This is a genomic window from Halobacillus sp. B23F22_1 (assembly GCF_043497005.1).
Taxonomy (GTDB): Bacteria; Bacillota; Bacilli; order Bacillales; family Halobacillaceae; genus Halobacillus_A.
The window spans coordinates 103,039-117,488 of sequence record NZ_JBIEKE010000002.1; the positions used below are offsets into that span (position 1 = coordinate 103,039).

Annotated in this window: 12 protein-coding genes; 10 read left to right on the forward strand and 2 right to left on the reverse strand. The window is 39.3% G+C overall.

Features of this window, described 5'->3' with window-relative positions; translation table 11 throughout:
* Positions 1-11: 11 nt before the first annotated feature.
* Positions 12-221, reverse strand: coding sequence for a small acid-soluble spore protein SspI (gene sspI / locus ACGTNH_RS08245; RefSeq protein ID WP_394586261.1), 210 nt, complete (start codon positions 219-221; stop codon positions 12-14).
* Positions 222-316: 95 nt separating this feature from the next.
* Here sspI and ACGTNH_RS08250 point away from each other — a divergent pair, with 95 nt between their 5' ends.
* The 3 genes from ACGTNH_RS08250 (at position 317) to pheT (ending at position 4,837) form a co-directional block, all read left to right on the forward strand.
* Positions 317-1,051, forward strand: a complete 735-nt coding sequence (locus tag ACGTNH_RS08250; protein WP_394586262.1) for a TrmH family RNA methyltransferase — start codon at positions 317-319, stop codon at positions 1,049-1,051.
* Positions 1,052-1,363: 312 nt separating this feature from the next.
* Positions 1,364-2,398, forward strand: a complete 1,035-nt coding sequence (gene pheS, locus ACGTNH_RS08255; RefSeq protein WP_394586263.1) for a phenylalanine--tRNA ligase subunit alpha — start codon at positions 1,364-1,366, stop codon at positions 2,396-2,398.
* A 12-nt stretch (positions 2,399-2,410) separates the two neighbouring features.
* A complete protein-coding gene (gene pheT, locus ACGTNH_RS08260; protein ID WP_394586264.1) occupies positions 2,411-4,837 on the forward strand; it encodes a phenylalanine--tRNA ligase subunit beta in 2,427 nt (808 codons plus the stop codon).
* Between the two features lie 28 nt (positions 4,838-4,865).
* Here the strand turns inward: pheT and rnhC are convergent, their stop codons facing one another.
* Positions 4,866-5,798 (reverse strand): ribonuclease HIII, encoded by a 933-nt coding sequence (gene rnhC / locus ACGTNH_RS08265; RefSeq protein WP_394586265.1) that lies wholly within the window; start codon positions 5,796-5,798, stop codon positions 4,866-4,868.
* 135 nt (positions 5,799-5,933) lie between these two features.
* On the opposite strand from rnhC, the gene zapA reads away from it, so the two are divergent.
* The 7 genes from zapA (at position 5,934) to fadR (ending at position 14,443) form a co-directional block, all read left to right on the forward strand.
* On the forward strand, positions 5,934-6,218 hold the full coding sequence (gene zapA / locus ACGTNH_RS08270; protein WP_394586266.1) for a cell division protein ZapA: 285 nt from the start codon (positions 5,934-5,936) through the stop codon (positions 6,216-6,218).
* Position 6,219: 1 nt separating this feature from the next.
* Positions 6,220-6,768, forward strand: coding sequence for a CvpA family protein (locus ACGTNH_RS08275; RefSeq protein ID WP_394586267.1), 549 nt, complete (start codon positions 6,220-6,222; stop codon positions 6,766-6,768).
* 84 nt (positions 6,769-6,852) lie between these two features.
* Positions 6,853-8,568, forward strand: coding sequence for a DNA polymerase/3'-5' exonuclease PolX (gene polX / locus ACGTNH_RS08280; RefSeq protein WP_394586268.1), 1,716 nt, complete (start codon positions 6,853-6,855; stop codon positions 8,566-8,568).
* 17 nt (positions 8,569-8,585) lie between these two features.
* The gene (locus ACGTNH_RS08285; protein WP_394586269.1) at positions 8,586-10,931 is read left to right on the forward strand and encodes an endonuclease MutS2; all 2,346 of its coding nucleotides are present in this window, start codon (positions 8,586-8,588) and stop codon (positions 10,929-10,931) included.
* A 20-nt stretch (positions 10,932-10,951) separates the two neighbouring features.
* Positions 10,952-11,359: a DUF350 domain-containing protein gene (locus ACGTNH_RS08290; RefSeq protein WP_394586270.1), complete on the forward strand. Its 408-nt coding sequence runs from the start codon at positions 10,952-10,954 to the stop codon at positions 11,357-11,359.
* A 701-nt stretch (positions 11,360-12,060) separates the two neighbouring features.
* Entirely contained in the window at positions 12,061-13,770 is a 1,710-nt protein-coding gene (locus ACGTNH_RS08295) for a long-chain-fatty-acid--CoA ligase (protein WP_394586271.1), read from the forward strand.
* Positions 13,771-13,855: 85 nt separating this feature from the next.
* Entirely contained in the window at positions 13,856-14,443 is a 588-nt protein-coding gene (gene fadR, locus ACGTNH_RS08300) for a fatty acid metabolism transcriptional regulator FadR (protein ID WP_394586272.1), read from the forward strand.
* The last annotated feature ends 7 nt before the right edge of the window (positions 14,444-14,450 follow it).

Here is a 14,450-nt window from a genome sequence, read left to right on the forward strand (position 1 = left end):
GCGCTTTCTTTTTATTCTGCCAAACCTTTTTCTAATGTTTGAAGTATTTCTTGACGATCCTGTTCTTCGGATTCTTTCCAAAGCATTTCAAAAAATACTCCCAACCCTGGAAGCATCTTTTCTTCACCTTTTTGTAGAGCATCATCAATCGTTGCTTCTAGTTGATCAGCATTGTGTCCAGATACGTTTGAAAGGATGGCTTGTCGTAAGTTTAAGTTCATCTGTGTTAACCTCCATTTGTGTTTATGTTTAGTTTGACCAATTATGATAAGCCTATGTATGATAAGGTAGAACTTTAATGAAAATGAGGTCTTTTATGTTAACATCCTTAACGAATCAAAAAGTAAAAGAGTGGAAAAAACTGCAAAAGAGAAAATATCGGGAGATTAATGGTCAGTTTTTAGTAGAAGGACATCACTTAGTGGAAGAAGCGGTCAAGAGTGACTGGACGGTAAGAGAGATCATTCTTCGGAAAGAAGCTTCATTAGAATCTGTGAATGATCTTCCAGTTACGTATGTGAGTGACCAAGTTTTTAATGAAATTGCAGAAACGAAAACCCCTCAAGGAGTAGCGGCGGTTATAGAGTTTAAAGATTTTAGTTATGAGCCCGCTCCTTATTCATTGCTTATTGATTCTGTACAAGATCCAGGAAACTTGGGAACGCTTATTCGAACAGCGGATGCTGCAGGATTTAATCAAGTGATTGTAGGGAAAGGCTCCGTTGATGTTTTTAATGAAAAGGTAGTTCGAGCAACCCAAGGATCGCTCTTTCACTTACCCGTGATCCAAGCAGAGTTAGAAGAAGTTATTCCTTATTTAAAAGAAAAGGATGTTTATGTATATGCTGCTACGTTAGCAGACTCTGTTCCATATAAGCGTATGGAAGCTCAATCGAATGTAGCCTTACTCGTTGGAAACGAAGGGCAGGGCGTTCGTGAAGATATACTGAACCTTGTTGATCAAAATGTAAATATTCCGATTTACGGTAAGGCGGAATCACTTAATGTTGCTATTGCGGCTGCTATATTAATGTATCATTTTAAAGCCTAGGGTTGCATTACGAGCGTCTTTTCTCTATAATTATCAACAGTTATATAGACAAAAGCTAGGAAAGAGCAAAGTAAATAATTGCATCAGCGTTTTAGGGAAGAAATGCCTTAGACTGGAAGCATTTCTAACGTGGCAAGGATTGAATTTTCACTCTGGAGCTGACGCCGATGAGCGTCCGGATTTTAGTCCGTTATCTAATGATCTAAGTGGGCACATAGTGTCAACAAGGGTGGTACCGCGAAACGATTATTCAAGTCTCGTCCCTTTTTATGGGGATGGGGCTTTTTTATTTTTTAAAAGGAGGAACGTACCATGAAGGAACGTTTACAAGAGTTAAAAGCTGAAGCGTTAAATAAAGTAGAAAAAGCTGAAGAAATACAGGACTTAAAAAATGTTCGCGTTGAATATTTAGGAAAGAAAGGTCCAATTACAGAAGTATTAAGAGGGATGGGGAAATTATCGAAGGAAGAAAGGCCGGTTATTGGTCAGCTTGCCAATGACGTGCGAGAAGAAATTGCTCAAGCGATTGAAAAGAAGCAGACCGGATTAGAAGAAGCGGTCTTAGAGGAACAGCTTGAAGCTGAAAGTATAGACGTAACACTCCCGGGTCGTCCAGTTCAAGTAGGTGGACCACATTTACTGACGAGCATTGTTGAAGAAATTGAAAACTTATTTATTGGAATGGGTTTTGAAATTAAAGAAGGACCTGAAGTTGAAACCGACTACTACAATTTTGAAGCTTTAAACTTACCAAAAGGTCATCCGGCTCGTGATATGCAAGATTCTTTTTACATTACTGAAGAGTTACTATTAAGAACCCACACTTCTCCTGTTCAAGCAAGAACGATGGGAATGAAAAACGGTAACGAACCCGTTAAAATGATCTGTCCCGGGAAAGTGTACCGACGTGACACGGATGATGCGACACACTCTCACCAATTTACTCAAATTGAAGGCTTGCTTGTAGATAAACATGTTCGTATGAGTGATTTGAAAGGTGTACTTAATACGTTTGCTAAGCAAATGTTTGGGGAGGAACGAGAAATTCGTCTGCGTCCAAGTTTCTTCCCTTTTACAGAACCATCTGTAGAAATGGATATATCTTGTAAAGTTTGCGGGGGAGAAGGCTGTTCTGTCTGTAAAGGTACCGGCTGGATCGAAATACTTGGTGCAGGGATGGTTCACCCAAATGTGCTTGAAATGGCTGGATATGATCCGAAAGAGTATTCCGGCTTTGCTTTTGGGATGGGTCCGGAACGTATAGCCATGTTGAAATATGGTGTCGACGATATCCGTAACTTTTATATTAATGATCAACGATTCTTAAAACAATATCATAAGGCGTAAGGAGGAATAACGATGTTAGTTTCATTAAATTGGTTAAATGATTATATTGATGTAAGTGATTATAAACCAGAAGACCTGGCAGAGATTATTACGAAAACAGGGATTGAAGTAGAAAGTGTTGAGCCGGTAGCTGAAGCCGTGACAGGAGTAGTGGTGGGACATGTAGTATCTTGTGAGCAGCATCCGAATGCGGATAAATTATCATTATGTCAAGTTGATGTAGGTGAAGGAATTTTACAAATCATTTGTGGTGCTCCAAACGTAGCTCAAGGTCAAAAAGTGGCCGTAGCCACTCCTGGGGCCGTTTTACCTGGGAATTTCAAAATTAAGAAAACGAAGCTCAGAGGCGAAGTTTCAAACGGCATGATTTGTTCTTTACAAGAATTAGGCGTTGACGAAAAAGAAGTACCTAAAGAGTACCAGGATGGTATTTACGTTTATCCTGAGGATGTTAAAGCAGGAGACGATGCGATTTCTTTATTGAATCTTAATGACATCATTATTGAACTTGGATTAACTCCTAACCGCGCAGACTGTTTAAGCATGGCGGGGGTAGCCTATGAAGTGGCTGCTGCTTTAGATCGTGATTACCAATTAGCTGAAGAAAGAGTAGAAAGATCGAAAGAAGATGCTTCAGAGGTTGTAGAAGTACTAGTAGATGATCCACAGGCTAACCCATATTATGGAGCGTTTATCTTACGAGATGTGACCGTTGGTAAATCTCCTTTATGGATGCAAAATCGTTTAACGGCAGCTGGTGTTAGACCGATCAATAACGTTGTAGATATTACAAATTATGTATTATTGGAATATGGTCAGCCCCTTCATGCGTTTGATTACGACCGTTTTGGCTCCAACAAGGTTGTGACTCGAAGAGCAAAAGATGGAGAGAAGATCAAGACGTTAGACGATCAAGAACGTACACTGACTCCAGACCATTTAGTGATTACAAACGGAGAATCAGCGCATGCGATCGCTGGTGTCATGGGAGGAGCAGACTCAGAAGTACAGGAAGATACAACAACCATCTTATTAGAAGCTGCCTATTTTAATCCTGCTAACGTGCGACAAGCCGCTAAAGATCATGGCTTACGCAGTGAAGCAAGTACACGATTCGAAAAAGGTGTGGACCCCAATCGTGTAGAACGTGCAGGCGTTCGTGCCTGTGAGTTGTTACAAAAATATGCAGGCGCAATCGTATTAGAAGGTGTAGCAAAGGTTGATCAACTGGACCGATCCGAAAAAACGGTGGAGATGAATTCGAATCGAATTAATGATCGGTTAGGTACAACGATCTCAAATGAAGAAATCCAACAAATTCTAGAACGTTTACAATTCAACTATGATCAAAATGATGACAATTTTACTGTGTACGTCCCAACTAGAAGAGGGGATGTGGAACGTTTTGAAGATATATTAGAAGAGGTTGCTCGAATTTACGGATATGATAATCTTCCGTTTACGTTACCAAGCGGTGCGTCTCAAGCTGGCGGTTTATCTCGTGAGCAAGAGTTGAAACGACGCATGAAATCCTACTTTGAAGGGGTGGGCTTAGATGAGACCATTACTTATTCATTAACAAGCGAACAGCAAGCTGAAATGCTTGTGAGTGAAGAAGTTAAACAAAATGCAAAATCACCAGTTAAGCTTGCTATGCCTATGAGTGAAGATCATAGTCATTTACGTTTGAGCATTTTGCCGGAATTGCTCCAGTCCATTAGTTATAACGTCGCTCGTAAACAGCATAATGTTGCTTATTATGAAGTAGGAACGGTATTCCTTAGCGAGGAAGAACAAGTTACAAAACAACCGCATGAAATGCTGAGAGCAGCTGGAGCCCTTACAGGGGAATGGATGTCTCATCCTTGGCAGCAAGAAAAAAAAGAGGCAGACTTCTTTGTGGTTAAAGGGATTGTAGAAGGGCTGGTCCAGTGGTTAAATATTGATGTTGAATTTGTTAAAGCTAAAGTAGATGGAATGCATCCTGGTAGAACCGCTCTTATTAAAAGGAACAATGAGAACATTGGGTTCTTAGGTCAGGTTCATCCTAAACTTCAAAAAGAATGGGGATTAAAGGAAACCTATGTTTTTGATATCAATGCTGAAAAATTAATCGAGCTCTATCAAAAAGAAGAAGCGTTTGAAACGATCCCCCGCTTCCCTAGTGTAAATCGTGATATCGCCCTGGTCGTAGACGAAGAAGTTCCAGCTGGTCATATTGAAAGTACAATATATGAAGCAGGGGCTCCGTTAGTAAAGCAAGTACGTGTATTTGACGTGTATCAAGGGGAACATTTGCAAAAAGGCAAGAAATCATTAGCTTACCGTTTGTTATACCTTGATCCAGAACGAACACTTAAAGATGAAGAAGTCGAAACTGCTCATCAACAAATCTTAAGCTCGGTTAAGGAAAACCATAATGCTGAATTAAGAGGATAAAATAAAGCGGGCTCAATGCCCGCTTTATTTATTTGATTAATTTTTTTGCTTTTTCTTTATTTGCAAAATGAACTTTTGCTAATTCATGGAGCTTCTCCTCCCCGTATACTTCGATCACTTTAGCAGCTGCTTTATCTACTATAGGTGAAGCTCCTTTTGGGATGGAAAGTCCTGTATCCATCTCCAGCTGTTTCATGGCTTTCACAAAACTTGATCTGGCAATAATTGACCCAACGGCAACAGCAATGGAGGAACTTTCGGCTTTCGTCATAAAGTACACATTAGGTTGTAGCTCTTTTTTCTCTGAGCGAAGGTGCTTTTGATAGACGTCTGGTTGAGAAAATTGGTCGATTAATATTCCTTCAGGTTGTTCTGGTTGAATTTTTTCCATCAGTTTTTCAATAGCTTGGTGGTGGAGGATCGTTTTCATCTTCCCTTGGGACCACCCTTTTTCCTGCCATTGATTGTATTTGGTATTATGAAGTCGCATTAAAGTATAAGGAACTTTCATTTTAACGATTTCTTTTGCAAGATGAGCAATTTGATCATCGGATAAGTGTTTAGAATCTTTAACACCAATTGATTTTAATTGTCCTATCTGGTGGTCTTTAACATAAGCTGCGGCCACAGTAATCGGTCCGAAGAAATCACCAGTACCCGCTTCATCAGAACCAATGTGAGAGCTTGTGAATAATTTCTCCGGGGGATGGAAACGGTGCTGTTTTTTCGATGGTGTTTTCCCCTTTTTTTCTGGACTTGGATCCCCCCATTTATTTGCTTCTGCTTCAGGGTTTTGTCCTTGAAAGAGGACTTTCCCTGAAGTATAGGCAGTTACTGTACAATGGGGAGTCCTTGCTGCAAACGCAGCATGGGTTGGGGTGCTGCTTTTCAAAAAAGTACGATAATGTTTTTTTAATTCCGCTAACTTGGTTTTTGGTAATTTAAGTACTACTTGTGGCATATTGAGTCCCTTTCCTATAGATTTCTTCCTTAATTATAGCAAATGACAGCATGGCTCAGGAAATGAATCTTATTGGTTTCCTAATTGAATAGCTTCGTGTTACTATTAAGCGTAGGATATTAGAATCAAGGGGGTATGGATGTGTCCCAATCAAATCAAGAACGCAAACGAATTACAGTTGAAATTTATAATCGCTCTTACACAGTAATAGGCAAAGAAGAATCACACCATATCCGCATGGTATCTAACCTTGTCGATCAGAAGATGCGAGAAATCCATGAAGCCAACCCAACTTTAGACACATCAAAACTAGCCGTATTAACAGCCGTTAATACAATGAATGAGTACATAAAACTTAAAGAAGAATGTACTGAACTAATGAATTACATCGAGAAGCTAGAGGAAAAGGAAGACAATTAAAATGATTGATTTACTTATAATTATAATTTTACTACTAGGTATTTTTACAGGTTTTAAGCGTGGTTTCATATTACAGCTGTTTCACCTGATTGGATTTATTGTGGCATTTGTTGCAGGGGTGCTTTTTTACGACGATCTAGCACCTAAACTGGTGCTGTGGATCCCTTACCCAGATCTTCCACAAGATAGTTCGTGGGCTGTATTCTTAGACAATTTACCGCTGGAAGCTGGTTTTTATAATGCCATAGCTTTTGCTATTATATTTTTTGGTGTTAAAATCGCGCTCTCCATCGTAGCGTCAATGCTTGACTTTGTATCGGAACTTCCTATTTTAAATTCCATAAATAACTTATTAGGAGCGATCCTGGGATTTGTAGAGCGTTATGTAATTGTTTTTATATTGTTATATATATCTGCACTTGTTCCAGTCTCAGGGATACAAAATGCAATTGACGGTTCGTTTTTAGCTCAGTTGATTATTGAGCATACCCCGGTACTGTCTGCCCAGTTGAAAAATCTATGGATAGAACAAGTGGCAAGTATGTTCTAACGAAACGGTAATAAAAGAGCCGCTATATGCATAGCGGCTCTTTCTTGTATGAGTAAGGTAAATTTAGAGAGGATGAGAAACGTCATGTCGGTGAATAAAAAACAGGTTATTCAACTATTGGAAAAAATCGCTGTATATTTGGAGCTTAAAGGTGAAAATCCTTTTAAAATTTCTGCTTACCGCAAAGCAGCACAGGCACTAGAGACAGATGATCATTCATTAATTGAAATCAATGATTTTACAAAGATGAAAGGCATTGGGAAGGGAACAGCTTCTGTTATTGAAGAATTTGTACAAAATGGGGATTCCGAAACCCTCCGGCAATTAGAAGCAGAAGTTCCTTCTGGATTAGTGCCTTTATTAGACTTACCAGGCCTTGGAGGTAAAAAGCTTGCTAAGCTCTATCAACAGCTCGGTGTGACAAATGCAGAAACGTTAAAGTCAGCACTTGAATCTGGTAAAGTCGAAGAGCTCGAAGGTTTCGGTAAGAAATCAGCTGAAAAGATGCTCAAATCCCTCGAAGAAGCAGGTTCAAGACCAGAACGCCTTCCTATAGCAAGGATGCTGCCGATCGCAGAAAAAATCGGGTCTTTCTTAGCTCAGCTTGAAACACCGGTTACCTTTTCTCGAGCTGGTAGTGTAAGAAGAATGAAAGAAACCATTAAAGATTTGGACTTTATCATTGCTTCTAATGATGCACAAGCTACTAGAGACGAATTGTTAAGTTTTGCAGAAATAACGGAAGTGATAGCTTCAGGGGAGACAAAAGTATCTGTTATAGTTCATGAAGGCTATGATATAGGGGTGGACTTTAGAATTGTAGCTCCTCACGAATTTTCAACCACGCTTCATCATTTCACAGGTTCAAAAGATCACAATGTGGCTATGAGGCAATTAGCTAAAGAAAAAAATGAAAAAATTAGTGAATATGGAGTAGAAAACTCTGATACAGGGGAAGTAGTTACGTTCAAGTCTGAAAAAGAATTTTTTAACCATTTTGGCTTGAATTACATTCCTCCTGAAGTTCGTGAAAATACAGGCGAAGTAGAAGCTTATCACGAAGAAGTTTCCTTGTTAGAGCATGAAGACATTCGTGGTGATCTTCATATGCACTCAACGTGGAGTGACGGGGCTCAATCTATAAAAGAAATGGCGCAGCAGAGTAAAGAAATGGGTTATGATTATATAGCCATTACGGACCATTCTAAGTATCTGCGTGTTGCTAACGGGTTAGATGAAAAACGTCTGCGTATGCAAAGAGAAGAAATCGAAAAGATTAATGAAGAAATGAAAGATTTTCACATTTTTTGTGGTATAGAAATGGATATTTTACCAGATGGGTCTCTTGATTTTAATGATGATTTTCTCAAAGAAATGGATTTTGTTATCGGATCCATTCACTCTAGCTTCAGTCAGTCAGAAAACTTAATTATGAAGAGGTTAAGAAATGCATTAGAAAATCCGTATGTAAATATGATTGCTCATCCCACTGGACGATTAATTGGACGCAGGGAAGGCTATCGAATAGACGTTGAATCCCTCATTAAAGGTGCTAAAGAAACAGGGACTATTCTGGAACTTAATGCGAACCCCAATCGACTGGACTTAAATTCTAACTGGGTAAGGACTGCCCAAGAAGAAGGGGTCAAAATTGCAATAAACACAGATGCCCATAGTTATCCGATGCTTGAACATATGGAGATCGGGGTCGGTACTGCCCGTAAAGGGTGGCTGAAAAAGGAATCAGTAATAAATACAATGACTACGAAACAATTGATGAAGAGGTTAGGACTCAGTTAGTAAAAGGAGATACCGATATGAATGAACGTATCCTTAATGTTTTAGAATATAATAAGATTATTTCTCAATTAACACAGCATACCGCTTCTTCTTTAGGTGAAGAGAAAGCAGCTTCTTTAAAACCCTCCGTTCATTTAGAAGAAGTAATAAACCTGCAAAATGAAACGGATGAGGCAGCCCAGGTGCTGCGTTTAAAAGGGCATGTCCCATTAGGTGGGATCTTTGATATTAAACCTAATATTAAGAGGACGATGATTGGTGGTATTTTAAGTTCTCTGGAATGTTTGGATGTAGCAAGCACGATTTATGGGGGACGACAGTTAAAACGTTTTATTGAAGACATGGAAGAACCAGAAATGCCGATTTTAAGAGATTTAGTGAAAGAGTTACTTCCTTTATCCGAACTGGAACGAAACATTAAAAGCTGTATTGATGACCATGGTTCAGTGATGGATGGAGCTTCAGATAAACTACGCACGATCCGCTCTAAAATCCGGACTTCTGAAAGCCGTGTTCGTGACAAGTTAGATTCATATACAAAGTCAAAATCTAAAATGCTTTCTGATTCTATTGTCACCATACGAAATGATCGCTATGTTCTTCCTGTTAAACAAGAGTACCGTGGATCAATCGGAGGAATTGTACACGATCAATCAGCGTCAGGCGCCACACTATTTATTGAGCCTCAAGCTGTAGTGGAAGTAAATAATCAATTACAGCAGGCCCGGGTGGAAGAAAAGCAGGAAGTAGAGAGGATTTTGTCCCAATTATCGCAGGCGATCGCTGAGGAACAAAGTGCTCTCTACAATAACGTGGATCGATTAGGTCATGTCGATTTCATGTTCGCTAGAGCAAAACTTGGTGCCTCTATGAAAGCTTCTATGCCAGTAATGAATGATGAAGGACGAGTAAAAATAAAACAAGCACGTCATCCCCTTATATCTCCAGAAGAGGTGGTCCCTAATGATATTGAAATTGGAGAAAATTTTACTTCAATCGTAATTACGGGACCGAATACAGGTGGAAAAACGGTGACCTTGAAACTTTTAGGGCTATTTACCCTCATGGCTCAGTCAGGACTTCAAGTCCCAGCCATGGATGGGGGCGAACTTGCCGTATTTGAACAAGTTTTTGCTGATATAGGTGATGAACAATCGATAGAACAAAGCTTGTCAACGTTCTCTTCACATATGACGAATATTGTAGAAATATTAAAACACGTAAACAATCGTACGTTAGTACTTTTTGATGAATTAGGAGCGGGCACAGACCCTCAAGAAGGGGCTGCGTTAGCGATGTCAATTTTAGATGAAGTAGTCAGCCGAGACGCTCGTGTTATTGCTACAACCCACTATCCTGAATTAAAAGCTTATGGATATAATCGAAATGGTGTGATTAATGCCTCTGTAGAGTTTGATATTCAAACTTTGAAGCCTACGTATCGCCTGCTGATTGGAGTACCAGGCAGAAGTAATGCATTTGAAATTTCAAGACGCTTAGGATTAGAGGAGAACATTATTGAAACAGCGAAACAGCATGTGGGAGTCGATTCACAAAGCGTTGAAAATATGATTGCTTCTTTAGAAGCTTCAACAAGAGAAGCAGAAAAAGATTACGAACAAGCTGATCTTAAGAGACAGGAAGCAGAGCAGCTTCATCAAGATTTACAGGAGCAGTGGCGCCAATTCGAACAGCAGAAAGAGAAGTTATATAAAAAAGCTGAAGAAAAAGCAGAGAGAGCGATTCGTAAGGCAAGAGAAGAAGCGGAAGAAATTGTGAATGAAATTCGCAATATGAAAAATAGTGCGGAGCTGAAAGAGCACGAATGGATTGAAGCACGAAAAATGCTTGACGAAGCTCAGCCCAACTTAGCGAGTAAACAAAAAAACAACACACAACCCTCGACTCAACCTCAAAAAGAGTTACAAGCGGGAGACGAAGTGAAATTGCTTACTCTCAATCAACAAGGTACGATAGTAGGGCAAACAGGGTCAAATGAATTTCAAGTACAAGTAGGCGTGATGAAAGTAAAAGCTAAAAGAAAAGATATTGAGTTTATAAAGACAAAGCAGCCGACTAAAGAGAAACCTATGGCCACAGTAAGAGGAAAAAGCCACCACGTTAAGCCCGAGCTTGACTTACGCGGAGAACGGTATGAAGATGCATTGAAAAAACTTGAAAAATATGTAGATGATGCTTTGTTAGCTGGTTATCCAACAGTTTCTATCATTCATGGTAAAGGTACAGGCGCTTTACGAACAGCCGTTCAAAATTACGCTAAAAAACATCGTTCAATTTCCTCTTACCGTTTCGGTGGAATGAATGAGGGCGGTAGCGGAGTAACGGTATTAGAACTTAAGTGATAATGTGCAGGGGGATTTAGATGACGGGGTTTTGGGAAAACATTTATGTAGAAACAGCCGCAAGCTATAGTGTAGTTGTTTTATGTTTAATCGTCTTCATGGCTATCTTTGAAATCGTGACCTCTTATAACAACTGGAAGGAAATCAAAGCAGGAAACGTTGCCGTGGCTATGGCAACGGGAGGGAAAATATTCGGGATTGCTAATATTTTCAGATATTCCATTGAACACAATGATACCTTATTCCAAACCATGGGCTGGGGGATATATGGGTTTATATTATTAGTAATTGGATATTTTATCTTTGAATTTCTTACTCCTTCTTTTAAAATTGATGAGGAAATAGCAGCTGACAATCGTGCAGTAGGCTTTATTTCTTTAATCATCTCTGTCGGTTTGTCATATGTAATAGGAGCTAATATTATGTGAGGAGACTGATGTTGGAGACTTTAGCAAAAGTTTTAATGGTAGTTGCAGCCCTTTTTATAATTATTGGGGTTATTTATATGGTGATTGTTTAAACTTTCCTTTATTGGAAGGTTCAGCTTGTGGAGAAACAGAGGTTTCTCCACAAGCTTTATTCTTGCCGCCAGGAGCGAAAGTCTTTCCCTTCCAGCGACGAGCACCCTAGTTTCCTCTCGAAACCCACGCTCAGCGATCTCGGCTCACTCGTCCTTTCGCAGGAAGACTGGAAGGGGCCTCCCTCCTTGGCATATCCTTAAGATAGAAAAAGACTCTCCTTTACCTAGCTCACCCTGGAAGATGCCTGATAAGTAACCAACCCTATTTGTCACGGCCAGCTCAAAAGGATGTATTTGGAGTTATGCCCACCGACGAGTTCAAAAAAGTAAAATATTTTCACTCTAAATGGAATTACAAGTATGATAAAGGTCTCGATATTTCTGTCTGCCCACGATGGGAAAATTGACGTAAATCACTACTTGTCAGCGTCCGGCCAGTCTCCTTCCAATTTACACGGTGCAAAGTTCCAGCGTGTCCGTTGTCACTGTAAGTAAATAACAAACCAAAACAACAATTTACTTTCAATATTTTCAATAATTTAAATAATATTTCAAATTCTAGAGATATATCGTTATAATGAAAGTACAATACAGTGGGAGGGAAGTAAAATGACAATTGGAACACGTCCATGGCATGTGCATTACCCACCTGAGATTCCTACTAGCATGACGTATGATGAGAAGCCGCTGCACCAGTATTTAGAAGAGAGTGCAAAAGTTTACGGAGAAAAGAAAGCGCTTTATTTTTTAGGGAAAGAATTAACCTACAACGAAGTTTATGAAGATACAAAAGCGTTCGCAAGCTATTTGCAAAAGCTGGGTCTTGAGAAAGGCGACCGCGTTTCGATTATGCTGCCTAACTGCCCGCAGTCAGTAATCGCTTACTACGCTATTCTGATGGCAGGAGGGATCGTCGTTCAAACAAATCCATTGTATATGGAAAGAGAGTTGGAATATCAGCTTAAAGACTCGGGAGCTAACATGATCGTATGTTTAGATGTGCTTTATCCGAAAGTGGCTAATGTAAAAGCGAACACAGAGCTGAATCATGTAATTGTAACCGGTATAAAAGACTATTTACCATTTCCAAAAAATAAAATATACCCTTTTATTCAACGTCGGCAGTACCAAATGTTAGTAAAGCCTGAACAATCGACAGACACGCATTTGTGGCACCACATGTTAAATGAAAGCAGTGGCCAAGTATCACCGGTAGACATAGATGCTAAAGAAGATCTAGCTTTATTACAATACACTGGAGGTACTACTGGATTTCCAAAAGGGGTCATGCTGACTCACTATAATCTTGTTTCTAATACTCAAATGTCTATGAAGTGGCTCTACCAATGTAAACCAGGAAAAGAGTCAGTATTAGCTATTTTGCCATTTTTCCATGTGTATGGAATGACTTCTGTGATGAATCTATCAGTCATGATGGGGAATAAAATGATTCTAATGCCTAAATTTGAACCTGAAGATGTGCTTAAAGTAATTAATAAACAGAAGCCGACTTTATTTCCGGGAGCCCCGACTATTTATATAGCTCTTTTGAATCACCCTGATCTAAAGAAATATGATTTGTCATCCATTGAAGCTTGTTTAAGTGGATCTGCACCTCTTCCCGTGGAAGTTCAGGAAAGGTTTGAAGAAGTAACAGGCGGAAAATTAGTAGAAGGCTATGGTTTAACAGAAACGTCTCCAGTGACACACTCCAACTTTATTTGGACGAATCGGGTGAGTGGCAGTATTGGTGTACCTTGGCCGGATACCGATGCGAAAATCTTTAAAATGGAAGCAGATGAAGAGGCAGATCATGGAGAAATTGGAGAAATCGTAGTAAAAGGACCGCAAGTCATGAAAGGTTACTGGAAGAAAAAAGAAGAAACGAATCAAGTTTTAAGTGAAGATGGCTGGTTTCGTACAGGTGATATGGGATATATGAGTGATGATGGATATTTCTATGTGGTCGATCGTAAGAAAGATATGATCATTGCAGGAGGATTTAACATATACCCTCGTGAAGTAGAAGAAGTACTGTACGAACATGAAGCCGTTCAAGAGGCGGTTATTATCGGTGTACCTGACCCATATAGAGGTGAAACGGTGAAAGCATTTATCGTTAAAAAACCAGGTAAAACCGTTACGGAAGAAGAGTTAAATAAGTTTTGCAGAAATAACATGGCTGCTTTTAAAGTGCCTAGAATCTATGAATTCCGTAATGAACTGCCAAAAACAGCTGTAGGTAAAATATTAAGAAGGACGTTGGTGGAAGAAGAAAAAAAGAAAATGGAGGATTCTGAACCGCTGCAGAGTTCCTAGTTTTCTTTATTGACAGAACTATTTTTGGAATGTAATATAATTAGTGAATGACCATTCATTCATTTTCGTTAAGGCAGGGGATAACATGAATAAAAACAAACCTAAGTACAAACAAATTATCGATGCAGCGGTTGTAGTTATTGCTGAAAATGGATATCACTCCTCGCAAGTATCTAAAATCGCTAAGAAAGCAGGAGTGGCGGATGGAACCATTTACTTATATTTCAAAAATAAGGAAGATATTTTAGTTTCACTATTTCAAGACAAAATGGGCCAGTTCATAGAGAAGATCGAACATGAAACCACATCCAAGCAGTCAGCTGAAGAGAAGTTATTGACTTTAGTTGAAACTCATTTTAAACAGTTGGCTGCTGATCATCATTTAGCTATTGTAACACAGCTTGAGCTTAGACAATCCAATAAAGAGCTGCGTTATAAGATTAATAATGTGTTAAAACGTTACTTGGCCGTTATTGATCATATCGTGGATGAGGGAATTCAGGAGAAACTGTTTCGAAATAATCTAAACCGCAGGCTCGTTCGCCAGCTTATTTTTGGAATGATGGATGAAGCCGTTACGAATTGGGTTATGAAGGAACAAAAATATAACTTAGAAGACCAAGCGAAAGATGTCCATAGCTTAATTGTCTATGGTCTGGCCGAACCAAGATGATGAAGGA

Excerpts from the sequence above, each read along its gene's own strand:
- rnhC (WP_394586265.1), bottom strand. The coding sequence starts at position 5,798 with ATGCCACAAGTAGTACTTAAATTACCAAAAACCAAGTTAGCGGAATTA.
- ACGTNH_RS08295 (WP_394586271.1), top strand. The coding sequence starts at position 12,061 with ATGACAATTGGAACACGTCCATGGCATGTGCATTACCCACCTGAGATT.
- pheS (WP_394586263.1), top strand. The coding sequence starts at position 1,364 with ATGAAGGAACGTTTACAAGAGTTAAAAGCTGAAGCGTTAAATAAAGTA.
- pheT (WP_394586264.1), top strand. The coding sequence starts at position 2,411 with ATGTTAGTTTCATTAAATTGGTTAAATGATTATATTGATGTAAGTGAT.
- ACGTNH_RS08290 (WP_394586270.1), top strand. The coding sequence starts at position 10,952 with ATGACGGGGTTTTGGGAAAACATTTATGTAGAAACAGCCGCAAGCTAT.
- zapA (WP_394586266.1), top strand. The coding sequence starts at position 5,934 with ATGGATGTGTCCCAATCAAATCAAGAACGCAAACGAATTACAGTTGAA.
- ACGTNH_RS08285 (WP_394586269.1), top strand. The coding sequence starts at position 8,586 with ATGAATGAACGTATCCTTAATGTTTTAGAATATAATAAGATTATTTCT.
- ACGTNH_RS08275 (WP_394586267.1), top strand. The coding sequence starts at position 6,220 with ATGATTGATTTACTTATAATTATAATTTTACTACTAGGTATTTTTACA.
- sspI (WP_394586261.1), bottom strand. The coding sequence starts at position 221 with ATGAACTTAAACTTACGACAAGCCATCCTTTCAAACGTATCTGGACAC.
- polX (WP_394586268.1), top strand. The coding sequence starts at position 6,853 with ATGTCGGTGAATAAAAAACAGGTTATTCAACTATTGGAAAAAATCGCT.
- fadR (WP_394586272.1), top strand. The coding sequence starts at position 13,856 with ATGAATAAAAACAAACCTAAGTACAAACAAATTATCGATGCAGCGGTT.
- ACGTNH_RS08250 (WP_394586262.1), top strand. The coding sequence starts at position 317 with ATGTTAACATCCTTAACGAATCAAAAAGTAAAAGAGTGGAAAAAACTG.